We start from the raw sequence: 23,702 nt of genomic DNA on the forward strand, positions 1-23,702 counted from the left end.
CCGAACTGGGGAATGCCGACGATGCCGAATTGCCGAATGTCGGTGCAAGCGGGCCACTTTCGCCGTTCCCGCCGATAGCCGACTACGCCTTCCTCTCCAATTGCCACACCGGCGCGCTGCTCGCGCCGGACGGCTCGATCGACTGGCTGTGTGTGCCGCGTTTCGACTCGCCCAGTGTGTTCGGTGCGCTGCTCGACCGGGAAGCGGGGACGTTCCGGCTTGCCCCGTTCGGCAGCAATGTTCCGGCCGAACGACATTACGAACCCGGCACCAACACGATGCTCACGATTTGGAGCACCCCCACCGGCTGGGCGACGGTTCGCACGGCGCTGACCATGGGACCCACCGCGTGCGAGGACACGGTCACCCCGCACACCCGCCCACCCGCGGACGAGGACGCCGACCACATTCTCGTGCAGACGGTCACCTGCTTCGAGGGGTCGATCGACATCCAACTCTTGTGCGAACCGGTCTTCGACTATGGACGTACCCAGGCCGAATGGACACTGTGCGATGACGCTCGGCATTGCGCCGATGCGACCGGTGGCGGTCTGACCCTGCGCGTGCGCACCGATCTGGCGCTGGGTATCGAGGGGGGCCGGGTCCGCGGCAGGCACACCCTCGAGGAGGGCGAGTCGATCTTTTGCGCACTGTCCTGGGCGGCAGAGCTGGCCGCGCCGGTCAACTTCGCGGACGCCAACGAACTCCTCGACGCGACAAGCCGATATTGGCGAAGGTGGCTGAGCCGCTCCCGCATTCCCGATCACCGATGGCGCTCGATGCTCCAGCGCTCGGCACTCACGGTGAAAGGTTTGACCTACCTCCCCACCGGCGCCACGGTCGCAGCGCTGACCACTTCGCTGCCGGAAACGCCAGGCGGAGAACGAAACTGGGACTATCGCTACGCCTGGATGCGCGACTCCACCTTCACCATGCAGGCGCTGCACTTCCTCAGCCTCGACTGGGAAGCCTACGAATTCATGCAGTTCATCGCCGATCTCGAACCGAATAGCGATGGCGGACTGCAGATCATGTACGGCATCGACGGCACACGTGACCTCACGGAGTCCACTCTCGACCACCTGTCCGGGTACGGCGGTGCCCGCCCGGTGCGGATCGGGAACGGCGCCTACGACCAGCACCAGAACGACGTCTTCGGTGCCGTGCTCGATTCGATCCTGCTGCACTCGGTGCGCAGCAAGCGGTTGCCGCGCCGGCTGTGGCCCGTCGTGCAGGCGCAGGCCGAATGCGCGACCGCCGTGTGGCAGAAACCAGACCAGGGCATCTGGGAGGCGCGTGGCGAGCCACGCCATTACGTCTCCTCGAAGCTGATGTGCTGGGTGGCGATGGACCGGGCCGGCAAGATCGCCGAGATCCGCGGGGACAACGAGCGCGCGGAGGCATGGCAGGCGACCGCCGAGGAAATCAAGGCCGACATCCTCGAACACGGTGTGCGCGACGGCATTCTGCGTCAGCACTACGAGACCGACGCCCTCGATGCCTCGGTGCTGCTTGCCGCAGTATTCGGGTTCCTTCCCGGTAACGACAAGCGGTTGCGCAACACCGTCAAGGCGATCGACAGCGATTTGTCGGAACACGGGTTCGTGCTGCGCTACAAGACCGACGAGACCGACGACGGACTCTCCGGCAAGGAGGGCACGTTCCTCATCTGCTCGTTCTGGATGGTGTCGGCGTGGGCCATCATCGGCGAGATGGGCATTGCCCGGGACATGCTCGAGCGACTGCTCAAGGTCGCCTCACCGCTCGGGCTGTACGCCGAGGAGTACGACGCCACGTCGGGCCTGCATCTGGGCAATTTCCCGCAGGCGTTCTCCCATCTCGCGCTGATCGAGGCGGCGGGCCGGATCATCTTCGCCGAGTTCATCGCGGAGTTCTCGTGACTCCGCACGGCGAGGCGCCGTGAGTTCGACCGAGTTGATGCTGGCGCTACCCACGGTGGACCCGGTGCCATGGGCGCGCTCTCAGATGGCGTTCACGCTCGCCTGCCACATCATCCTGGTTCCTCTTGGCGTCTCGTGGGCGTTTATGACCTTGATCGCGAATTATCGCGGAATTCGGCGCGGCGACGCCGATGCGCTGCGGCTGGCGCAACGCTGGTCGACCTACATGGCGGTGACCTTCGCGGTCGGCGCGGTCACCGGAACGGTGCTGAGCTTCGAATTCGGTTTGCTATGGCCGAGATTCATGGGCCAGTGGGGCGACGCGTTCGGTATCCCGTTCGCGTTCGAGGGGCTGTTCTTTTTCACCGAGGCAGTGTTCGTCTCCATCTACATCTTCGGCTGGAAGCGGCTGAAGCCGTGGACACATTTCGCCACCGGCATCCCGATCGTGATCGCGGGAATCTTCGGCAGCGCCTCGGTGATCGCGGCGAACGCGTGGATGAACGCGCCGTCCGGGTTCACCCTCGATTCGAACGGCGAGATCGTCGAGGTCGATCCGCTCGGCGTGATCTTCAACGACTCGATGCCACTGCAGGCCACCCACATGATCATCGCCGCCTATGTGGTGGGTGGGTTCCTTGTCGCGTCGGTTTACGCGGTCGGCATGCTGCGTGGCCGCCGGGATCGGCTGCACCGCCTCGGATTCCTCATCCCGTTCACAGTGGCCTGCGTCGCGATCGTGCCGCAGATGGTGGTCGGTGACTCGCTCGCGCGGTGGGTGTACGAGAACCAGCCCGCGAAATTCGCGGCGCTCGAAATGGTTCCGAGCACCAGCAGTGACGTGCCGGAGACGCTGCTGGGTCATTTGAACGACGACCTCACGATCAGCGGCGGCTTGCCCATACCTGGGCTCGCATCGTGGCTGTCCGATCCGAGCACCGGCACGGCCACCGTGGTGCAGGGCTTGGAGAGTTTCCCCGAGAACGCGAGACCTACTGTCTCCCAGGTAAATGTGGTGCATCTCGCCTGGGACGCAATGGTCGGCATCGGCAGCCTGCTCTTCGCGATCGCACTCTGGTTCGGTATCTACTGGGTGTTCCGCCGAGACATACCGCGCACCAAGTGGTTTCTTCGGATCGCGGCCTGTTGCGGTGTGCTCGCGGTGATCTGCATGGAGGCCGGCTGGGTCGTCACCGAGGTCGGCCGGCAACCGTGGATCGTCTACAACTACATGAAGGTCGAGGACGCGGCGACGGGCAACACAGGTGTGTGGCTCACCTTCATCGCGGTGGCGGTGTTGTACATCGCGCTCGCGGTCACAACCGTGCTCGTGCTGCGAATGTTGAGCCGCCGATTCCGCGCATCCGAGGAAGCCTCGTCGGTGCTCGCCTCGACTCCATACGGTCCGCGCACCGATACGGCAGGCGAAGTCGACGAAACGCCCGACCTGAGCACGGATGTGCGACAGCCATGAGTTCCGTTATCGCCGCCGTTCTGTTCGCGAGTGTCCTCGCGTACGGCCTGTTCGGTGGCGCCGACTTCGGAGCCGGGTTCTGGGATCTCATTGCCGGCGGCGCCCGGACGGGCGAGCATCCACGGGCGGTCATCGATCGCGCGATCGGACCGGTCTGGGAAGCCAATCACGTGTGGCTGATCTTCTGCTTCGTTCTGCTGTGGACTGCGTTCCCCGAGGTGTATGCATCGATCACGCTGACGCTGTTCGTGCCACTCACGCTAGCGGCGCTGGGAATCGTGTTGCGCGGGTCGGGCTTCGCATTCCGCAAGGTGATGCTGCGAACCCGAGACCGGCGACGCTTCGGCGCCGCGTTCGCGGTGTCCTCTGTCCTGGTGCCGTACTTCTTCGGCACCGTGGCGGGAGCGGTCGCGACGGGCCGCGTGCCTCCCGGCGGTGAGGCCGGAGACCCGGTGCACAGCTGGATCAACCCGACATCCACCCTCGGCGGTGTCCTCGCCGTGGTGGTCGCGGCCTACCTGGCATCGGTATATCTCGGCGCCGACGCGGACCGGCTCGGCGATGCCGAGATGACCGCCTACTTCCGGCTGCGCGCGATGATCGCGGCCATCGTCGTCGGAGTGGTTGTGGCCGTGGGCATTGCGGTGCTGCACGCGGATGCGCCCTACCTATTCGACGGTCTCACCTCGCGCGCACTCCCGGTGGTGATCGTGTCGGCGGTCCTCGGCGGCGTCTCGTTGCTGCTCGTCGTTCGCCGCCGATACCGTTGGGCGCGATGGTCCGCCGCCGGTGCGGTCGCGACAGTCGTCCTCGCATGGGGTGTGGCGCAATCGCCGTATCTGCTGCCCGAAACCGTCAAGGTCGCCGACGCGGCAGCACCGGACGGAACCCTCACCGCGCTGCTGGTGGCCGCGATCGCGGTCGTCGTGCTGGTCTTGCCGTTCCTCGGCCTGCTCTATGTTCTCGACCAGCGCGATCTGCTGCCCGAGGAGAGCGTGCAGGCACGGTCCGCCGCACCGGACCCGGGCGCGAAATAGCGCAGCGCGGACGATTTCGACGGGATCCACAGCCCCGCCGCACACTTCCTGTTGTCCCGCACAGCGTTCCGCATGCCGAAGGCGACGCGGACGCGCAGAAGGTGTGCGGCGGAACCTATCTCTCGCGCGCCGGAACTTCCTTGTGCCGCACCGGACGCGTCACCTGCTTCGCCACGCACGACGGAATTCCCGCAGTCGCGTTCGCCGCCTCGCGCTTGTAGGTACTCGGTGGCATCCCGACCAGCTCGGTGAACCGGGTGCTGAAGGTGCCCAGCGACGAACAACCCACCTCGAAGCAGACCTCGGTGACGCTGAGGTCACCGCGGCGCAACAACGCCATCGCCCGTTCGATCCGGCGTGTCATCAGGTACGAGTACGGCGACTCACCGTAGGCCCGGCGGAACTCGCGGCTGAGATGCCCGGCCGACATATGCACCCCTCGAGCGAGCGCCTCGACATCGAGCGGCTGCGTGTATTCGCGGTCGATGCGGTCGCGAACCCGGCGCAGCCGCCTGAGGTCCTCGCGCCTCTGCTGTGAGACGCTGTCGTCTGTTGTCGAGCGGGTGGACGGCACAACTGCATTTTCCCGGCTCGACACCCGAGTCGTCCACCCGCGCGTCCGGCGCGGCGTCGCCGAACCGGATGCGCGGGATCGAGAGCCGAGCCCGGCGGTCATGCCCCGACGTACTCCGCCAGATGCTCGCCGGTCAGCGTCTCGCGACCCGAGACCAGGTCGGCCGGAGTGCCCTCGAAGACGATCCGCCCACCGTCGTGACCGGCGCCGGGGCCGAGGTCGATGATCCAGTCGGCATGCGCCATCACGGCCTGGTGATGTTCGATGACGATCACGGACTTGCCGGAATCGACGAGCCGGTCCAGCAGGCCGAGCAGGTTCTCCACGTCCGCGAGGTGCAGACCGGTGGTCGGCTCGTCGAGGATGTAGGTGTCGCCCTTTTCGCCCATGTGGGTGGCCAGCTTGAGGCGCTGTCGTTCGCCGCCGGACAGCGTGGTGAGCGGCTGGCCGATCTTGATGTAGCCGAGGCCGACGTCGGCAAGCCTGGCCAGGATCTTGTGCGCCGCCGGGAGCTTGGCGTCTCCCCCGCCGAAGAACTTCTCGGCTTCGGCAACCGACATGCCCAGTACCTCGCTGATGTCCTTGCCGCCGAACTTGTAATCCAGCACCTCGGCCATGAAGCGCTTGCCCTCGCACACCTCGCACGGAGTGGAGACACCGGCCATCATCGCCAGATCGGAGTAGATCACCCCGGCGCCGTTGCAATTGGGGCATGCCCCATCGGAGTTCGCGCTGAACAACGCCGGCTTCACGCCGTTCTCCTTCGCGAAGGCCTTGCGAATCGGCTCGAGCAAACCCGTGTAGGTCGCCGGGTTGGAGCGCCGCGAGCCCTTGATCGCGGCCTGGTCAATGGTGACCACGCCATCGCGATTGGCGACCGAACCGTTGATCAGCGAGCTCTTGCCCGAGCCGGCGACGCCGGTCACGACCACGAGGACGCCGAGCGGGATGTCGACACTCACCTTCTGCAGGTTGTGCGTGGAAGCGCCGCGAATCTTCAACGCGCCGTTCGCTTCTCGCACGTCGTCCTTCAGCTTGGCCCGGTCGTCCAAATGCTTGCCGGTGAGAGTCGTGCTGGACCGCAGCTCGTCGACGGTGCCTTCGAAGACCACCTGGCCGCCATCGCTGCCCGCGCCCGGGCCGAGGTCGACGACGTGATCGGCGATGGCGATCGCCTCGGGTTTGTGCTCGACCACGAGCACGGTGTTGCCCTTGTCGCGAAGCTGCAGCAAAAGGTCGTTCATGCGAGCGATGTCGTGCGGGTGCAGACCGATCGTCGGCTCGTCGAACACATAGGTGACATCCGTCAGAGAAGAGCCGAGGTGCCGGATCAGCTTGGTGCGCTGCGCCTCACCACCCGATAGCGTGCCCGCCGGCCGATCGAGGGACAGGTAGCCGAGCCCGATCTCCACGAACGAGTCGAGGTTGCCCCGCAGCGCTTCGAGCAGCGGCGCCACCGACGGCTCATCGAGCCCGCGCACCCATTCGGCCAGATCACTGATCTGCATGGAACACGCGTCCGCGATGCTGATCCCGTTGATCTTCGACGAACGCGCGAGCTTGGTGAGACGGGATCCCCCGCACTCCGGGCACGTCTGGAAGGTGATCGCCCGGTCCACGAACGCCCTGATGTGCGGCTGCATCGCGTCGCGGTCCTTGGACAGCATCGACTTCTGGATCTTGGGGACCAGGCCCTCGTAGGTGACGTTGATGCCCTCGACCTTGATCCGGATCGGCTCCTTGTAGAGCAGATCGTTGAGCTGCTTCTTCGTGAACTTCGAGATCGGCTTGTCCGCATCGAAGAAGCCGCAGCCACGGAAGATCCGGCCGTACCAGCCCTCCATGGTGTAGCCGGGAATGGTGAGCGCGCCCTCGTTGAGCGACTTCGAATCGTCGTACAGCGCCGTGAGATCGAAGTCGGAGACATCGCCACGTCCCTCGCAGCGCAGGCACATCCCGCCGGTGATGCTGAAGCTGCGCCGCTCCTTGACCTCACGCCCACCCTTTTCCAGGGTGACCGCGCCCGCGCCGCTGAGCGACGCGACATTGAATGAGAACGCTTGCGGCGAACCGACATACGGCTTGCCGAGCCGGCTGAACAGAATCCGCAGCATCGCATTGGCATCGGTGGCCGTGCCGACGGTGGAGCGGACGTTGGCGCCCATGCGCTCCTGGTCAACGATGATCGCCGTCGTCAGTCCCTCGAGCACGTCCACATCCGGGCGCGCGAGCGTGGGCATGAAGCCCTGCACGAACGCGCTGTAGGTCTCATTGATCATCCGCTGCGACTCGGCGGCGATCGTGCTGAACACGAGCGAGCTCTTGCCCGAGCCGGAGACGCCGGTGAAGACCGTCAGCCGTCGCTTCGGGATCTCGATGTCGATGTTCTTGAGGTTGTTCTCGCGCGCACCGTGCACGCGAATCATTTCGTGACTGTCGGCTGGGTGCGGCTCGGAGGACTTCTTCTTCGTGGCCGTACTCATCGTGTCTCCGTTCATCGGGTGGGGGCCGCATTCGGCGCCCCGATCGGCTCGGCTCGTCTCGATTCAAACAGCGTAGAGGCGCCCGCACGCCGGGTTTGCCCGGTCGGCCCGGGGCCGACCACTCGCGCACGCCTGGTGCTCGCCTTCATGCACGCGAGTTCTGTTGCAGATCAGTGCAATTGACCCGCTTCGCGCCTCGGTGTCGCATGAATCGCGATCTCCATGCACTCGACGTTAGAACCCACGCCCCCGGCCGCACTTCTCGATTCCTGATCAACTCTGTCCAGGTGCCGCGACGATGCGCGAGTACGCGGCGAGGGCCACGGGCCAGAAGCCATCGAGATAATCCCGCGCGGCGGCGATGCCGTGCGGATCGAGGCAGTACACGCGACGTCGCCCCTCGGCTCGTCCGATGACGAGCTGGGCGCGCTGCAGCACCCGCAGGTGTTGTGACACCGCCGAGCGTGTGACCGGGACCATGTCGGCGAGTTCGGTAACCGAGCGCGGACTGGTCGCCAGCGCCTCGAATATGGCCCGCCGAGTCTCGTCCGCGAGGGCTTCGATCGCCATTTTTGCGTAAGCCTCCACTTACGCGATTATCACCCTGAGCGATCGAAATTTCAGAAATTCGCGTTTGTTATAACCGCAGGTCAGATTGCCTGCTACGGCGCTATCTCAGCTACCCCTATTTGCGCAGCGCTAATCGTGACGGTCCCGACATAATTTCGAAAAGGCGCATTCCATCCGTACGTTGAAATGCGTGTTCGTAATCCGTTCGTTATTTGATCGAGGCCTTGCCGATATTGCATCGCGCCGCGTCCCAGGGGGCACGGCACGCATTGTCGGGGCGGCCCTCCTGACCGCTGTCGCCGTCCCCGGTGTCGCAGTGGCGGCCAGCCCGCCCAGCACCGAGCTCCCGGGTCGCACCGAGGCACACGCCGTGGTGACGCCCGCTGTCGCCCAGCACGAGCAGCCGGTCAATGCCCAGCTGATCGCTACCCAGCGCGCCGAGTTCGACGCGGCAGTCGCCGCGCACCTCGAAGCAATGCGGCCGAAGTCCTTCGTGCCCGTCCACGGGCTGCTGAGCTCGACGTTCGGCCAGCGCTGGGGTGCGATGCACGCCGGCATCGACTTCGCCGACCCCCTCGGCGCTCCGATCGCGTCCGTCACCGACGGCGTGGTCGTCGAGGCCGGCCCGGCCTCCGGGTTCGGGCTCTGGGTCCGCGTGCTGCAGGACGACGGCACCATCGGCGTCTACGGGCACGTCAACGACATCTTCGTGGGCGTGGGCCAGCCGGTCCGCGCCGGCGACATCATCGCGACGGTCGGCAACCGCGGCCAGTCCACCGGCCCCCACCTGCACTACGAGGTGTGGCTGCCGGGTGACGTCAAGATCGATCCGCTCCCCTGGCTCGCCGCCCGCGGGTTGCAGATCCCCGGACTCGACGTGGCCGCCTGAGCGACCTCGACGACCCAAAAAAGTGGGCCGGGCACGGATTACTCCGCGCCCGGCCCACTTTTGCGTCTGGCGGTACCGCCTCAGACCAGCTGGTGACCCTTGCGCAGCCGACGCTGCAGGTCCCACAGGAAGAAGTTCATCGGGAACTGGCGCAGCTTGGGCGGCATGCGCCGGACCACCGCGCCGGTCGCCAGCAGCATCATCGACAGCCTGCGGTCGTCCGACGCAGACCATTCCAGGCCCATCTGCTCACGCAGCTGCTGCGGCAGCAGCCCGGTCGCGACCCACTGGTGGATGTCGGCGAAGACGAACTGCAGCGGCGTAGCGATGTTGCGCAGCCGGAGCAGATCGGCGAGGTACGCGCGGATTGTCGGATCGATCTCGGCCTTCGCGAGGCCGTCCTGCCAGTACTGCGCGAATGCCGCACGGTCGGCCGGCCACATCTCCCGGCGCATTTGCAGGGTGGTGCCGAGATGCGCCGAATGCTGGTACATCGCCTCCGCAACCTCGGCGTCGAGCGGGCCGTGCATGCGCTCGATGAGGTCCACTGTGCCGAAGTAGAGGCACGCCGCGACCCAGCGCTGCAGTTCGGGATCGAACGCGTTGTACCGGACCGGGCTGTCGGCGTCGGAGCGCACGTGGCGATGGACCGAGTTCACCGCGGCCCGGTAGGCGGCCTTCTCGGCCGGTGAACCGAGGTGCGCCACCGAGAGGTAGGTGACCGTCGTGCGCAGCCGCTTGAGCGGGTGCAGCGTGGCCTTGCCGCTGTCCACCTTGGACTCGACGACGCCATAGCCGATCGGCGCATGGCTCAGCTGCATGATGACGTTGGCGACGCCGCCGAGCAGCACGGCCGCTCCGTCGACGTAGGGCGCCATGTCGAACGACTCGCTGTCGTCGAGGTAATCGACGGCCGCTTCCGCGGTGACTGCCATGAACGGTCCCTCCTGAAAGAATGACGCGCAAATACTCTCACCGTCTTGGACGATTGTCCACTAGCGGCACCGACTCGCTGCCGTGATGGCACTGGCATGCGCAGGATCAGCGCAGGCGCTCGGCCTCTTTCATCAGCTCGACGAGCGTGTCGGCCAGCCCGATGAGATCGTCCCGGGAGGCTCCCTCCCGGATCGCGGTCGCCACGTCCTCGGCCGCGCACCGGGCCGCGAAGACCCGATCGGACCAATCAGACATCTCGCGCGTGGTGAGAACCGTTACGTCCGACGGCAGGCCCGCCGCCTTGTGGGCGTTGCGGTTCTCGTAGGCCCGCTGCCTGCAGGATTGCCGGCAATACTGCTTGCGCCGCCCCATCTCGGTGTCGGCCACGTTGCGGCCACACCACAGACAGGAGCGATGAGGAGCGGGCATGTCGGCAGAGGTTAGTACGGCCGCGTTTGGGCCGATCAAGGGACACGCCGCTAGACTCTTCGCGATCCGGTCCGCGCCGGGAACGAAACTATCCCTCGGCGCGTTGTACGTGCTGATCGAGTGATTCTGCGATACCGCGGGTCCGCACGGTCGAGCGCACGTAACGCAGCTGAGAAGGAGATGACCGCACATGGCAGATCGCGTACTCCGAGGCAGTCGGCTCGGGGCGGTGAGCTACGAGACTGATCGCGACCACGACCTGGCGCCTCGGCGAGTAGCGCGCTACCGCACCGACAACGGCGAAGAGTTCGACGTGCCGTTTGCCGATGAGGCCGAGATCCCCGGCACCTGGCTGTGCCGCAACGGCATGGAAGGCACCCTGATCGAGGGCGCCGCACCGGAGACCAAGAAGGTCAAGCCGCCCCGTACGCATTGGGACATGCTGCTCGAGCGCCGTTCGATCGAAGAGCTCGAAGAGTTGCTCCAGGAGCGCCTCGAGCTGGTGAAGGCCCGCAAGCGCGGCGTCTGACCCACACAGACCAAACGGGGCCGATTGCGAAAGCAATCGGCCCCGTTTCGTGTGTCTAGCGGCTGACGACGCCGCGGACCTTCGCGATGCGGTGGCTCATTCCCCACACCGTCACCTTGAGCAGCGCTTCCTTGACGATATTGCCGCTCATCTTGGATTCGCCGATCTCGCGTTCGGTGAACGTGATCGGGACCTCGGCGAGCTTGGCACCCTGGTTGATCAGGCGCCAGGCGAGGTCTACCTGGAAGCAGTAGCCATGCGACTCGACCGAGTCCAGGTCCAGGGCTTCCAGGGTCTCGCGCCGATAGGCGCGGTAGCCGCCGGTGATGTCCTTGACCTTGACGCCCAGCGCGAGGCGGCAGTAGATATTGCCGCCCTTGGACAGGAACTCGCGTCGCTTCGGCCAGTTCACGACGGTGCCGCCGGGGACGTAGCGCGAGCCGATCGCCAGGTCTGCGCCGTTCTCGACCTGCTCGAGCAGGCGCTCGAGCTGCTCGGGGGCATGGCTGCCATCGGCGTCCATCTCGACGAGCACCTTGTAGCCGCGTTCAAGGCCCCAGCGGAAGCCCGCGATGTAGGCCGCGCCGAGACCGTTCTTCTCGGTGCGGTGCATGACATGGATGCGCTTGTCGAGATCGGCGGACGCCAGCTCGTCGGCGACCTCGCCCGTCCCGTCCGGGCTGCCGTCGTCGACGACCAGCACATGGGTGGCCGGCAGTGCCGCATGCAGGCGACCGACGATCTTGGGGAGGTTTTCGCGTTCGTTGTACGTCGGGATGATCACCAACGTCGAAGCGCTAATGCCGCTGCTCTTCCCCGATGCCATCGAGATCCTCTCTGTGTGCGTCGCCCGGTTGTTCTGCGCTTCCGCTGCGAGCCGGTGTTCCTGGGCTGTCGGCCCGCCTCGCTTCGCGCGATTCGGAGTCTTTCACCGCGCGCCCCGATCGGCGACGGAAAGCGCCAACGGCCAGCGCCACAGCAGCGGCCGAGCAAATCAGCGCCTCGGGAAGCGAACCGAGCCGAGTTGCCAGAGTAGTACTCGTCCTGAGTGGAACTTGTGTCACCAAGGTTTCCGGGACGAACAGCGCCGATTTCTGCTGGGTATCGCCGTCCGGCGCAATGATCGCGCTGACTCCGCTCGTCGCGGCGACGACGACTGCGCGGCCATGCTCGACCGCACGCACCCGCGACATCGCGAGCTGCTGGTAGGTCATCTCGCTGTCGCCGAAGGTGGCGTTGTTCGTCGGTACCGCGAGTAGCTCCGCGCCGGCCCGCACGGAGCTGCGGAACGCACGATCGAAGGCCACCTCGTAGCAGGTCGCCACGCCGACCGGAACGTCGTTGATCGTGACGAGCCCATTGCCGTGGCCGGGCACGAAGTAGCCGGCCCGGTCCGCGTAGGACGAGAAGTGCCGGAAGAAGTCACGCAACGGCAGGTATTCACCGAACGGCTGGATGATCCGCTTGTCGTGCCGCTCCCCCGGACCGTCGGCGCCATTCCAGACGATCATCGAGTTGGTCGTGGTCCGGCCGGGGTTCGCGAGCACCGCCCCGACCAGGATTGGTGCGCCGACCGCCTCCGAGGCAGCAGTGATCTCCTTGTAGGCGTCCCGGTTGCGCAGCGGATCGATGTCCGAGGAGTTTTCCGGCCAGACCACGAAGTCCGGTTGCGGAACGCGGCCGGCCTGAATATCGGCGGCGAGCCGTTCGGTCTCGCGCACGTGGTTGTCGAGCACCGCTCGGCGCTGTGCATTGAAGTCGAGGCCGAGCCGGGGCACGCTGCCCTGAATCGCGGCGACCGTGACGAAACGGTCGCCGTCGCTCATCTCGGGCAGGGTCGGCAGGACGGCTAGCCCGAGCAGCGGAAACAGCAAGGTCGCGACAAGGGCACCGGCAATCGCGCCTGGCCGTCGGCGCATGGCCGCGGTGATCAGTGCGGCGAGGCCGGTCCCGGTAAGCGCGACGGCAAAGCTGAGCAGCGGCGCGCCGCCGAGCGAGGAAATCGACAGGAACACACCGTCGGCCTGCCCGAATGCCAACCGGCCCCACGGGAATCCGCCGAACGGGAAGCTGGACCGTCCCCACTCGGCCAACGACCAGAGTGCGGCGATCCATACGGGCGCGCCCGGCAGCCCTGCCACGACCCGCGCCCCGAGTCCGAACAGACCGACGTAGACCGCGCAGGCCGTCGCGAGTGCGAGCCACGGCACCGGCCCGACGTACTCGCCGACCCACGGCAGCAGCGGGACGAAGAAGGCGAGACCAGCAACGAGCCCGTACCCGAACCCGCCGCGTAAGGAGCCGCCAGAGCGCAGCGCGAGCGTGAGGGCCGCGATTCCGACCGGCGCCAGGAACCACAGCGGCCGCGGCGGGAACCCGGCGAACAGGAGCAGCCCACCGGCCAGCGACAGGGCGAGGTTGAGGACTACCCGGCTGTTCTGTAGCGCCGCCACGAGACGCGTCACGATCGCCGCCACGGGTGTGCGTCAGGCCTCATGGATTGTTTCTCCGCGGTGCACTGTGCGCAGGCACGTCGGGTCGGCGGCGCCGGGCTCGAGGCTCGGCAACGCGGGGACCCGGGAACGCGGGTCGGTCGACCACCGCTGCACCCGATCGGCGGGGGCAGCGACGACAAGTTCGTCGACGTCCCAAATCGCATACGACGCCGGGGCTCCCGGGACCAGCGTGCCGGCCACGCCGTCGCGCACGCCGCCTGCGCGCCACGCGCCGCGGGTCGCCGCGCCGAACGCCGCACGCGGCGAGATCCCGCTGCCCGGCGTCCGATGGTGTGCGGCCGCGGACACGGCCGCCCAGGGCCGCAGTTCCGTGACGGGCGCATCCGAGCCGAAGGCGAGCGAGACACCCGCGGACGCCATCGCGGCGAAGGGATTCAGTGTCGCGGCGCGATCGGCGCCGAGGCGCGTCGCATACATCCCATCTGTCCCGCCCCACAGCGCGTCGAACACCGGTTGCACGCTCGCGATCACACCCCAATTGCCGAGCTTCGCTGCCTGCTCGGCAGTCATCATCTCGGCATGCTCGAGCCGGTGTCCGCAGGCGGCCACCGCGGGACCGCCGAGTTCGGCCACCACTGCCTCGAACGCCTCGACCGCCGCCGACACCGCCGCGTCACCGATGACATGAAAACCGGCCTGCACCCGCGCCTCCGTGCACGCACGGATATGCGCGGCGATGGCGTCGGCATCGAGATAGCTATTGCCACAGCCTGATTCGTCGGCGTAGGGATGATGCAGCCACGCGGTGTGCGAGCCGAGCGAGCCGTCGACGAACAGGTCACCGGCAAGTGCGTGCGCGCCGGTATGCGCCAGCAACTCCCGTACCTGATCGGCGGATTCGGCCCGCTCTCCCCAGTTCGCGCGCACTTGCACGCCGTGCTCGAGCGCGAGCAGTTCACGCAGGTCGTCGGCGCCGCTGATCAACGGCCCCGCGCACTCGTGTACGGCGACGATGCCGCGGCGGGCCGCCTCGTCGAGCGCGGCGCGTCGCGCGCGGTCACGCTGGGCGGCATCCAGCCCTGCCAGCGCTGCCCGCCGTACCTCGTGGTGGGCGTCGGCACGCAACGGTTCCGAGCCGCCGACCGCGTTCAGTCCGGCGGCAGACCGCAGCGCGGACGAGCACACCGCCGAATGTGCGTCCACGCGAGCCAGATACACCAGTCGGCCGGGCGCGGCCGCGTCAATCTCGCTCACGGTTGGCGGGCTGTCGGGCCAGGTCGAGTCGTCCCAGCCGTCGCCCCAGATGACGCCGTCCGGGTGTGCGGCCACGTAGCGGCGCAGCAGGTCGAGGCAATCGGCACCGGATCGGGCGCCGGACAGATCGAGGCCGGTGAGCTTCAGGCCGAGCGCGGTGGTGTGCACATGCGCATCGACAAATGCGGGAGCGACGAACGCCCCGTCGAGTTGCACGATCTCGGCGTCGGGATGCAGCGCCCGCGCGGGCTCGTCGGCCCCGAGCCAGACGACCTGGCCATCGGTGATCGCCATCGCCGTCGCGTCCGGGGAGCTGGAACTGTAGATGCGACCGCCGAGCAGCAATTGGGTACCCACGGACGAACAGTGTGCCCGCTACGCGTGCCCGGTGCCCCATCCGGTGCCCGCGGGCGGCGGGTCGAGACGTCGCTGGTCCAGCGGATCGACAAGCCCACCGTCGATGACCTCGCCATCGATGACCTCGCCATCGATCACCTCGGAGCCATTGGTCGAGGAATAGCGAGCGGTGGCGACGGTCAGCGGCCCGAACCGCCGTGTCGCCGCCAGAACCACGAGCGGCCGCAGCAGCATCCGCGTCGGCGGCAGCAACAGCAGCAGGCCGAGGACCGAGGTGACCAGGCCGGGCACGAACATCAGTCCGGCGCCGAGCCCGACGAGCGCGCCGTTGGCGACTGCGCCGCCAGGGGATTCTTCACCCTGGGCCACCCGCTGGAAACCGGCACGGACCGACCGCCACTGCGACCGGACGAGCACCAACCCGACGAAAGTGCCCGCGAAGAGCAACACAATGGTCCACAGCGCGCCGATCGTGTTCACCGCCCAGACGAAGGCGGCGAGTTCGACCAGCACGTAGCAGACGAAGAGCAGGACGGGCATGGGAATCCTTTCGGCGGTCCTATCACTCCAACGACCGAGCAACGCGGTTTGCTCCCAGCTCGAAATCGGAACCGTAACGATCGATTCCTGCTGTTGTCCGGAAGTGCTTCCGGTGTGAAGGTAAAGGTGGCTCGGAGCACGAATCCCAACGCGGGCAATTCCCTGGTAGCACCGCGATGGCTGGCGATAGACCGACGGTGGTTGCGAGCTTGCGGGGCGGGTCCATGTGACCCGCCCCGTAGGTCTGTTCAAGGCCCGATTGCACCGAGTTCGAGTCCGTTTTGGACAGGTGTCCGGATAAGTGACCGGCTCGATGTTGCCGGTTCGCTCCACTGGGGTAAGAAAGAGGGATCAGCGCGAGTGTGCCCGCAGGCATGTCGCCCTGCGGCGATCACTGGAGGCGGCGATGAAGCGGAAGAGCGACGAGCGCGACTACGACGAGAGTGATCTCACGGTCGAACCGCCGAAGACGCACGCGGCGGGCATGACCGCCGTCGCCGTCTCGATGAAACGTTCGCTCGACCGGATGGGCCCGCGCCGAACCGCCAAGACGCTGCTCGCCCTCAACCAGGCCGAGGGCTTCGACTGCATGAGCTGCGCTTGGCCCGATCCGGACCATCGGCACACGGCAGAGTTCTGTGAGAACGGTGCGAAGGCGGTTGCCGAGGAGGCGACCCGTGATCGCGCGACCCCGGAGTTCTTCGCCCGGCACAGCATTGCCGAGCTCGACGCGCACAGTGAGCACTGGCTGGGCCAGCAGGGCCGCATCACGCACCCGATGATCAAGCGCCCCGCCGGGACGCACTACGAGCCGATCTCCTGGGATGACGCGTTCGACCTGATCGGCGCCGAATTGCGCGGCCTCGCCTCGCCGGACGAGGCGATCTTCTACACCTCCGGCCGCACGTCCAACGAGGCCGCGTTCACCTACCAGTTGTTCGTCCGCGCGTTCGGCACCAACAACCTGCCGGACTGCTCGAACATGTGCCACGAGTCGACCAGCATTGCCCTGCAGGAGTCGATCGGCATCGGCAAAGCAAGCGTCACCCTCGACGACCTCGACGCCGCCGACCTGATCGTGCTTGCCGGCCAGAACCCGGGCACCAACCATCCACGCATGCTGACCGCGCTCGAAAAGGCCAAGCGCAGCGGCGCGAAGATCCTGTCGATCAACCCGCTTCGCGAGGCCGGTCTGGTCAATTTCAAGAACCCGCAGAATGCGCGCGGGGTCGCCGGCCGCGGAACCGATCTGTCCGATCTGCACCTGCCGGTGAAAATCAACGGTGACCTCGCGTTGTTCCAGGCCTTCGGTGCGCTGCTGCTCGAATGGGACGCGCTCGATCCGGAATTCATCGAACAGCACTCGATCGGCTTCGAACTGTGGCGCGAACATATCGGCGCCCTCGATTGGGACGCCGTCGTCGAGACCACCGGACTCACCCGCCAACAGATCACCGCAGCGGCCGAGATGCTCCGCGACTCGAAGGGCACCGTCTACTGCTGGGCGATGGGGCTGACGCAGCATCACAACGCTGTGGCAACGATCAAGGAAGTCGCGAATCTCGCGTTCGCGCAGGGCAATATCGGAAAGCCGGGTGCAGGCCTGTTCCCGGTCCGCGGCCACTCGAACGTGCAGGGCGACCGCACCATGGGCATCTGGGAACGTCCCCCGGCGCACTTCCTCGACGCGCTCGGTACCGAGTTCGGCTTCGAACCGCCACGCGAACACGGTCACGACACAGTCGATTCGATCCGCGCCCTGCGTGATGGGAAGGCCCACTTCTTCATGGGCCTCGGCGGCAACTTCGTGCAGGCCGCGCCCGACACCGACATCACCTTCGCCGCGATGCGCAATTCCCGGATGACCGTGCAGGTTTCGACGAAAATAAACCGGTCGCACCTGGTGTGTGGCGAAACGGCACTGATCCTGCCCACGAAGGGCCGCACCGAGAAGGATGTCCAGGCCAGCGGCGAGCAGTACATCACCGTGGAGGACTCGACGTGCTCGGTGCACGCCTCCCGCGGCCCGCTCGAGCCGGCGAGTCCGCACCTGAAGTCGGAGGTCGACATCGTCACGCGGATCGCGGAGGCTGCGCTCGGCGACCGGCACGGCATCGGCTGGCGCGGTATGCGCGACGACTACCGCACGATCCGCGAACACATCTCGCGTGTCGTCGTGGGCTGCGACGGTTACGAGGTGAACGCGCGCCGGCCGGGCGGGTTCGTCATGCCGCACCCGCCGCGCGATTCGCGGACATTCCCCACCAAGTCCGGGCGCGCCGAGTTCGCCGTCTCTCCCATCGAGGTGCTGCAAGTTCCGCCGAAACACCTTGTGCTGCAAACCTTCCGCAGCCACGACCAGTTCAACACCACGATCTACGGGCTCAGTGACCGCTACCGCGGAATCGAGGGTGGCCGCCGGGTGGTGTTCGTACATCCCGACGACATCGCCGCCGCCGGGTTCCGGGATGGTGACCTGGTCGACCTGGTGACGCACTGGCCGGGTGATGATGTGGTCCGCCGCGCAGACCGGTTCCGGATCGTGTCCTACGACACCCCGCGCGGGTCGGCGGCGGCCTACTACCCGGAGACCAATCCCCTGGTGCCGCTGGATTCGACTGCCGAGAAGAGCAACTGCCCGACCTCGAAATCGGTCATAGTGCAGCTGATCCCGACTGGCAGCACCGATACTGTGCTCGCCGAGCCATCGGCAGCGGGCCTCGCCGAGACCGGTGCAGACTGGACGCACAAGGCCGAACCCGAACCGGAACAGCTGTCCTGAGCGAGGTGCGCGCGTGAAGCTCCCGGAGCTACCCCCTACGGCAAGCGTCGAGGCGACCGTCGATGCGACGCCCGAACAGGTGTGGGCGGTGATCTCCGACGTCACCCGCATCGGCGAGTGGAGTCACGAATGCCGGGAGGCCAAATGGGTCGGCGGCGCCACCCATGCGGTTCCGGGCGCCCGGTTCCGAGGCCGCAATCGCGTCGGCCTGGTGCGCTGGGGCCGGATCTGCACGATCACCGAGGTCGATCCCCCGCTGCGGTTTACCTACCACACGTTCGGCAAGCTCACCCGAGACTCGACCCAGTGGACGATTGAGCTCCAGCCGGAAGGCAGCGGCACGCGGATCGTGATGGGCTACGAGGCGTTGGCGATGCCCCGCGCATTCGAGCTGGTGATCCTCGCGACCATGAAGCCACATTGGGACCGCACCGCGGCGCTGCAGGGTGACCTGCAACGGCTCGGGCGCGTCGCGGCCGGTGCCGGACAGGAGACCGCCGGGCCTGCCTCGGGCTGACCGGGCAGGCACCCGCTGTGATTGTCTGAGGCCATGACGGCGGGCGACTGGGCGGTACTGCTGAGTGCCGCGCTCGCCGCGGGCTGGGTCGACGCCGTTGTGGGCGGCGGCGGATTGATCGTGTTGCCCGCGCTGCTGGTGACAATGCCGAACCTGGCCCCGCAGACCGCGCTCGGCACCAACAAGGCGACGGCCATCGCCGGCACCTCGGCCGCCGTGATCACCTTCTCCCGCCGAGTTCCGATGCGATGGAAGGTGCTCGCCCCCGCGGCGGCGCTCGCGGCCGTCACTGCCGCTGTCGGCGCCGCCACGGTCGCGCTGATCGACAAGTCGCTGTTCATCCCCATTGTCATGGTGGTTCTCGCCGGGGTGGCCGTCTTCGTGACCGTGCGGCCCACCGTCGGTCTGACCATGGCGAAACATCCGCCATCGCTGCGACGCTTCGCGCTCGTCGTCGGTCTCGCCGCCGGGCTGATCGGGTTCTACGACGGGTTGCTCGGACCCGGCACCGGCACCTTTCTCATCATTTCGTTCGCCACGCTGCTCGGCACCGACTTCGTTCGCAGCGCGGCGATGGCGAAGGTCATCAATCTCGGCTCCAACTTCGGCGCGCTGATGTATTTCGCCGCGACCGGCCACGTGCTGTGGAAGCTGGGGTTAGCGATGGCCGGACTCAACATCGTCGGTGCGGTGATCGGGTCGCGCATGGCGCTGCGTCGCGGCGCGGAGTTCGTGCGGATCGTGCTGCTCGTCGTCGTGATCGTGATGGTCATCCGGCTCGGCTGGCAGGAATTCGGCTAGCGTGACGAACGTGAACGGTGCCGATAGCGCGAGACGGCGTGTGGACGAACGCTTCCGGGACCTGCCGCTGACAGCGGTTGCCGACGCGGCACTCACTGCCGCACAGGCGGCGGGGGCATCGCGGACGGAGGTCCGCGTCCATCGCATCGAGAGTCAGTCCATCCGGTTGCGCGACGGAACCGTGCGCGCGATCACCGATTCGACGGCGCTCGGACTCGCGGTCCGGGTGATCGTCGATGGCACCTGGGGCTTCGCCTCGAGCGCGGAACTGTCCGCCGATGTCGCTGCGAGTACAGCCACCGCTGCGGTCGAGGTCGCCCGCGCGCTGCGTTCGCTCAACCGGGATCAGGTCGCGCTCGCCGACGAACCCGTCTACTCCGACGTGGAGTGGGTGTCGCCATACGAGATCGACCCGTTCGTCGTGCCGACCGTGGACAAGGTCGCACTGCTCACCGAGTTCTCGGCGCGGCTGTCTGCCTCGGACGGGGTCGACCACGTCGTCGCGTCCCTCGAACAGGTCAAGGAACAGACGTTCTTCGCCGATTCGGCGGGCACGCGCATCACGCAGCAGCGGGTACGTCTGCAGCCGGTGCTCGAGGCAACCACCGTCGATCAGTCGGCCGGTGAATTCGAGACGATGCGGACCCTCGCCCCTCCCGTCGGCCGCGGCTGGGAATTCCTGACAGGCACCGCCTGGGACTGGGACGACGAACTCGCACACATCCCGGAATGGCTGGCGGAGAAGGTGAAGGCGCCCACCGTCGAGCCGGGCCCAACCGACCTCGTCATCGACCCGACAAACCTGTGGTTGACCATTCACGAGTCGATCGGTCACGCCACCGAGTACGACCGCGCGATCGGGTATGAATCCGCTTATGCCGGAACATCGTTCGCCACTCCGGACAAGCTCGGCACGCTGCAATACGGTTCGCCGGTGATGACCGTGACCGCCGACCGCACCGAACCGCACGGCCTGGCCACCGTCGGCTGGGACGACGAGGGCGTCGCTGGGCAGCGCTGGGATCTTGTGCGGGACGGCTTGTTCGTCGGATATCAGCTCGACCGCGCGTTCGCCCCCCGGCTCGGACTGGACCGGTCGAACGGCTGCTCGTACGCCGACTCCCCGCATCACGTCCCGATCCAGCGAATGGCCAACGTGTCGTTGCAGCCCGACCCGGAGCGGGACACCAGCACCGCCGAGCTCATCTCGAGGGTGGAGAACGGCATCTACATCGTCGGCGACAAATCCTGGTCAATCGATATGCAGCGGTACAACTTCCAGTTCACCGGGCAGCGATTCTTCCGGATCCGGAACGGCAGCATCGACGGCCAGTTGCGCGATGTCGCCTACCAGGCGACCACCACCGACTTCTGGAACGCGCTCGAGGCAGTCGGTGGGCCGTCCACCTGGCGACTCGGCGGTGCACTGAACTGCGGTAAGGCCCAACCCGGCCAGGTCGCCGCGGTCAGCCACGGTTGTCCGTCGGTGCTCGTGCGTGGCGTCAACATTCTCAATACCAGGACCGAGGGAGGTGCCGCGTGATCCCGGCCCAGGAGGTCGTCGACCGCGCATTGTCCGCCTCCCGCGCCGACGAGGCGATCGTCATCGTCATCGACGAGAACGAGGCTTCGCTGCGCTGGGCGGGCAATTCCATGACCACGAACGGGGTTTCGTCGTCCCGCACCTGGACGGTCGTGTCGATCGTGCGCGACGGGACCACCGCGAAGGTCGGCAGCGTCACGTCGAGCAGCATCGACCCCGACGACATCGCGGGGATTGTGGCCGCGAGCGAGGATGCCGCACGCTCGGCCGAGCCGTCGATGGACGCGATGCCGCTCATCGCCGGCGACGTTGTCGACGAGGACTGGGCGAACGAGCCGGGCAGCACCGGGATCGAGGTGTTCTCCGGACTCGCGGGCGATCTCGCCGCGGGGTTCGATGGCGCCGACCGGCTGTACGGATTCGCGCATCATCAGGTGCACAGCATCTGGTTGGGCACCTCCACCGGACTGCGCCGGCACTTCGTGCAGCCGACCGGTTCGGTGGAGATCAACGGCAAACGCGGCGACGCCTCCGATCCGGGTTCGGTGGCCAGCGCTTGGGCCGGGGCAGGCACGCTCGATTTCTCCGACGTCAATGTGCCGAACCTGCTTTCCGAGCTCGACCGCCGACTGGGCTGGGCAGCAACGCGATTCGACCTCCCCGCCGGCCGCTACGAGACATTGATGCCGCCGTCCACTGTGGCGGACATGATGATCTACCTGGTCTGGACCATGGAGGGCCGCGGCGCACATGAGGGACACACTGCGCTGTCCCGGGCGGGCGGCACCCGGATCGGCGAGCGGCTCAACACCATTCCACTCACGCTCTACAGCGACCCGAATGCGACCGGGCTGGGCTATACGCCGTTTGTGGTCTCCGGGGCGTCGAGCGAATCGATCTCGGTCTTCGACAACGGCATGCCCGCCGAGCGCGTCGATTGGGTGCGCGACGGCGTCATCAACGCACTCGCCTACCCCCGGGCCGCGGCCAAGGAATTCGATGCGGTGCCAACGGTTCCCGGTGACAACCTGCTGCTCGACGGCGGCAGCACCGCGACGATCGACGATATGGTGGCGCGCACCGAGCGCGGCCTGCTGCTCACCACGCTGTGGTACATCCGCGAGGTGGACCCAGCCACCCTGCTGCTTACCGGCCTCACCCGCGACGGGGTGTACCTGGTCGAGGATGGCGAGGTGCGCGGCGCGGTGAACAACTTCCGCTTCAACGAAAGCCCGCTCGATCTGCTACGCCGCGTCACCGAAGCCGGGGCCACCGAGCCGACGCTGCCGCGCGAGTGGAAGGACTGGTTCACCCGCGCGGCAATGCCGCCGCTCCGCATCCCCGACTTCCATATGTCGTCGGTGAGCCAGGCGACCTGACCGTCCGCTCCCACTTTTCGCGCTCTGGCGCTGGATTCCGCGCGCGGTTGCGAAAAGTGGGAGCCCCCGTTCATCGCGCGAAAGGTAGCCCGCCTCGGCGTCTACTCCCCCGCGAACTCGGCTTCCCGCTCGACCTCACGCACCACCGGCGCAGGGACGCGCACCTCACCCGGCTTGTAGGTGACCGCAACAAGATCGCCGGTGTAGTGGAAGGGGCCGCGCCGCTCACGCAGATCCCACGACACCGGCCCGCGGGCGTCGACGCCGACAGAGATTCCGGTCCAGGGGGCGAGGCCGACCAGTTGCACGCGCTCGGGCAATGACGCCCGGTCGATGCCGTCGACGCGGACGGTGAAATCCCAGCGCAACCGAGGTCGCACGACTGCAGACAGTTCGATCGATTTCGTGCCCTCGGACAGCGCGCCCGCATCGATCTCGGCGTACTGTCCGAAAGCATTGTAGCCGAACAACACTCGCCCGTTCTCGACGTACAACAGGTAGCCGCCCTGCGGGTCACCGTGCGCGACCAGCACGCCCTCGTCGCCGCTACGATAACCGCTTAGCTGCACCGCGATATCGAAGTCGCGGAACGCGATCAGCCGCTGGGACCTGTACCGCTCGAGGGTCGATGTGCCCGGCAGGATCCGCACCGGGTCGCCGAGCCGCGCCTCGTCCGGCCGCCGCTGCACGAGGTCTTCCCGGGTGAGCAGCGGAAAGACCGTGTTCGCCCAGGCGGAGTCGTCCCAGGCCTGGGCCAGTTCGGCCACCTTGTCCGGATACAGATTCGCGACGTCCTCGAGTTCCGTCGGGTCGGCATTCACATCGAACAACTGCCAGCGCGGGTCGTCGATACCGCGCCCGGGCTCGTTCAACGCCAGCAGCTTCCAACCGTCCCGGTAGTAGCCGCGGTGCCCGGTCATCTCCGCGTACTGCTCGGTGTGGCGGCTCTCGGCTTCGGCTGAACGCAGCACCTCCGTCGCAGGGACACCGTCGAAGTCCTTGGTGGGCAATCCGTGCCGCACTCCGGACGGTTCGATCCCGACCAGATCGAGCAGGGTCGGCGCCAGATCCGTGACATACGAGTACTGGCCACGAACACCGTTGTCGCCCGTCGCCCGCGGCAGACCGGCCGGCCAGGACAGCACGAACGGCACCCGGACACCGCCCGCGAAGGTCTGCCCCTTGTAGAAGCGGAACGGGGTGTTCGACGTCTGCCCCCACCCGCGCGGGTAGTGGACGCCCAAGCGTGCT

The 23,702-nt window shown here is 67.0% G+C and carries 21 protein-coding genes; 11 read left to right on the plus strand and 10 right to left on the minus strand.

From position 1 onward, the window contains the following. Positions 1 to 5: 5 nt before the first annotated feature. Genes A8G08_RS23770 through A8G08_RS23780 form a run of 3 tightly spaced genes read left to right on the plus strand, consistent with a single transcriptional unit; the run spans position 6 to position 4,412 of the window. Positions 6 to 1,901 carry a glycoside hydrolase family 15 protein gene (locus tag A8G08_RS23770; RefSeq protein WP_068279749.1) on the plus strand — a complete coding sequence of 632 codons (1,896 nt, stop codon included), beginning with the start codon at positions 6 to 8 and terminating at the stop codon, positions 1,899 to 1,901. Positions 1,902 to 1,920: 19 nt separating this feature from the next. After that, positions 1,921 to 3,375, plus strand: a complete 1,455-nt coding sequence (locus A8G08_RS23775) for a cytochrome ubiquinol oxidase subunit I (RefSeq protein WP_084436802.1) — start codon at positions 1,921 to 1,923, stop codon at positions 3,373 to 3,375. Continuing rightward, positions 3,372 to 4,412 carry a cytochrome d ubiquinol oxidase subunit II gene (locus A8G08_RS23780; protein WP_068279714.1) on the plus strand — a complete coding sequence of 347 codons (1,041 nt, stop codon included), beginning with the start codon at positions 3,372 to 3,374 and terminating at the stop codon, positions 4,410 to 4,412. The genes A8G08_RS23775 and A8G08_RS23780 overlap by 4 nt, the downstream gene beginning before the upstream one ends. A 115-nt stretch (positions 4,413 to 4,527) precedes the next feature. Here A8G08_RS23780 and A8G08_RS23785 read toward each other — a convergent pair whose 3' ends face one another. The 3 genes from A8G08_RS23785 to A8G08_RS23795 form a co-directional block, all read right to left on the minus strand. Continuing rightward, a complete protein-coding gene (locus A8G08_RS23785; protein ID WP_068279715.1) occupies positions 4,528 to 4,986 on the minus strand; it encodes a helix-turn-helix transcriptional regulator in 459 nt (152 codons plus the stop codon). A 98-nt stretch (positions 4,987 to 5,084) separates the two neighbouring features. Beyond that, complete coding sequence (locus A8G08_RS23790) at positions 5,085 to 7,469, minus strand: ATP-binding cassette domain-containing protein (RefSeq protein ID WP_068279754.1); 2,385 nt, start codon at positions 7,467 to 7,469, stop codon at positions 5,085 to 5,087. Positions 7,470 to 7,742: 273 nt separating this feature from the next. Continuing rightward, positions 7,743 to 8,039, minus strand: coding sequence for an ArsR/SmtB family transcription factor (locus A8G08_RS23795; protein WP_068279718.1), 297 nt, complete (start codon positions 8,037 to 8,039; stop codon positions 7,743 to 7,745). Between the two features lie 316 nt (positions 8,040 to 8,355). On the opposite strand from A8G08_RS23795, the gene A8G08_RS23800 reads away from it, so the two are divergent. Continuing rightward, positions 8,356 to 8,928 (plus strand): M23 family metallopeptidase, encoded by a 573-nt coding sequence (locus A8G08_RS23800; protein ID WP_245672977.1) that lies wholly within the window; start codon positions 8,356 to 8,358, stop codon positions 8,926 to 8,928. An 80-nt stretch (positions 8,929 to 9,008) separates the two neighbouring features. Here A8G08_RS23800 and A8G08_RS23805 read toward each other — a convergent pair whose 3' ends face one another. Both A8G08_RS23805 and A8G08_RS23810 read right to left on the minus strand, forming a co-directional pair. Continuing rightward, entirely contained in the window at positions 9,009 to 9,863 is an 855-nt protein-coding gene (locus tag A8G08_RS23805; RefSeq protein ID WP_068279720.1) for an oxygenase MpaB family protein, read from the minus strand. 106 nt (positions 9,864 to 9,969) lie between these two features. Beyond that, positions 9,970 to 10,293, minus strand: coding sequence for a hypothetical protein (locus tag A8G08_RS23810; protein WP_068279724.1), 324 nt, complete (start codon positions 10,291 to 10,293; stop codon positions 9,970 to 9,972). On the opposite strand from A8G08_RS23810, the gene A8G08_RS28285 reads away from it, so the two are divergent. Together A8G08_RS28285 and A8G08_RS23815 are read left to right on the plus strand one after the other, a co-directional pair. Next, entirely contained in the window at positions 10,292 to 10,417 is a 126-nt protein-coding gene (locus A8G08_RS28285; RefSeq protein ID WP_281182179.1) for a hypothetical protein, read from the plus strand. The two genes, A8G08_RS23810 and A8G08_RS28285, sit on opposite strands and share 2 nt — an antisense overlap. Before the next feature lie 66 nt (positions 10,418 to 10,483). Further along, positions 10,484 to 10,822: an RNA polymerase-binding protein RbpA gene (locus tag A8G08_RS23815; protein WP_068279726.1), complete on the plus strand. Its 339-nt coding sequence runs from the start codon at positions 10,484 to 10,486 to the stop codon at positions 10,820 to 10,822. A gap of 55 nt (positions 10,823 to 10,877) precedes the next feature. Here A8G08_RS23815 and A8G08_RS23820 read toward each other — a convergent pair whose 3' ends face one another. Genes A8G08_RS23820 through A8G08_RS23835 form a run of 4 tightly spaced genes read right to left on the minus strand, consistent with a single transcriptional unit; the run spans position 10,878 to position 15,429 of the window. Next, the gene (locus A8G08_RS23820; RefSeq protein ID WP_068279727.1) at positions 10,878 to 11,648 is read right to left on the minus strand and encodes a polyprenol monophosphomannose synthase; all 771 of its coding nucleotides are present in this window, start codon (positions 11,646 to 11,648) and stop codon (positions 10,878 to 10,880) included. After that, positions 11,620 to 13,287: an apolipoprotein N-acyltransferase gene (gene lnt / locus A8G08_RS23825; RefSeq protein ID WP_245672978.1), complete on the minus strand. Its 1,668-nt coding sequence runs from the start codon at positions 13,285 to 13,287 to the stop codon at positions 11,620 to 11,622. The genes A8G08_RS23820 and lnt overlap by 29 nt, the downstream gene beginning before the upstream one ends. A gap of 21 nt (positions 13,288 to 13,308) precedes the next feature. Beyond that, positions 13,309 to 14,889 carry an amidohydrolase gene (locus A8G08_RS23830; RefSeq protein WP_068279728.1) on the minus strand — a complete coding sequence of 527 codons (1,581 nt, stop codon included), beginning with the start codon at positions 14,887 to 14,889 and terminating at the stop codon, positions 13,309 to 13,311. Between the two features lie 18 nt (positions 14,890 to 14,907). After that, positions 14,908 to 15,429: an FxsA family protein gene (locus tag A8G08_RS23835; protein ID WP_068279729.1), complete on the minus strand. Its 522-nt coding sequence runs from the start codon at positions 15,427 to 15,429 to the stop codon at positions 14,908 to 14,910. Positions 15,430 to 15,835: 406 nt separating this feature from the next. On the opposite strand from A8G08_RS23835, the gene A8G08_RS23840 reads away from it, so the two are divergent. Genes A8G08_RS23840 through A8G08_RS23860 form a run of 5 tightly spaced genes read left to right on the plus strand, consistent with a single transcriptional unit; the run spans position 15,836 to position 22,451 of the window. Next, entirely contained in the window at positions 15,836 to 18,211 is a 2,376-nt protein-coding gene (locus tag A8G08_RS23840; RefSeq protein ID WP_068279732.1) for an FdhF/YdeP family oxidoreductase, read from the plus strand. A 13-nt stretch (positions 18,212 to 18,224) separates the two neighbouring features. Then, entirely contained in the window at positions 18,225 to 18,728 is a 504-nt protein-coding gene (locus tag A8G08_RS23845; RefSeq protein WP_068279734.1) for an SRPBCC family protein, read from the plus strand. Positions 18,729 to 18,761: 33 nt separating this feature from the next. Continuing rightward, positions 18,762 to 19,529 (plus strand): TSUP family transporter, encoded by a 768-nt coding sequence (locus A8G08_RS23850; protein ID WP_068279736.1) that lies wholly within the window; start codon positions 18,762 to 18,764, stop codon positions 19,527 to 19,529. A gap of 1 nt (position 19,530) precedes the next feature. Then, complete coding sequence (locus A8G08_RS23855) at positions 19,531 to 21,072, plus strand: TldD/PmbA family protein (protein WP_245672979.1); 1,542 nt, start codon at positions 19,531 to 19,533, stop codon at positions 21,070 to 21,072. Then, positions 21,069 to 22,451 carry a metallopeptidase TldD-related protein gene (locus A8G08_RS23860; RefSeq protein ID WP_068279738.1) on the plus strand — a complete coding sequence of 461 codons (1,383 nt, stop codon included), beginning with the start codon at positions 21,069 to 21,071 and terminating at the stop codon, positions 22,449 to 22,451. Before A8G08_RS23855 ends, A8G08_RS23860 begins: the two co-directional genes overlap by 4 nt. A 101-nt stretch (positions 22,452 to 22,552) precedes the next feature. Here A8G08_RS23860 and A8G08_RS23865 read toward each other — a convergent pair. Next, the coding region (locus tag A8G08_RS23865; RefSeq protein ID WP_157108761.1) for an alkaline phosphatase family protein at positions 22,553 to 23,702 on the minus strand (1,150 nt) is incomplete at its 5' end.

The sequence above is a fragment of the Aldersonia kunmingensis genome (assembly GCF_001646865.1).
In the GTDB taxonomy this organism is placed as follows: Bacteria; Actinomycetota; Actinomycetes; order Mycobacteriales; family Mycobacteriaceae; genus Aldersonia; species Aldersonia kunmingensis.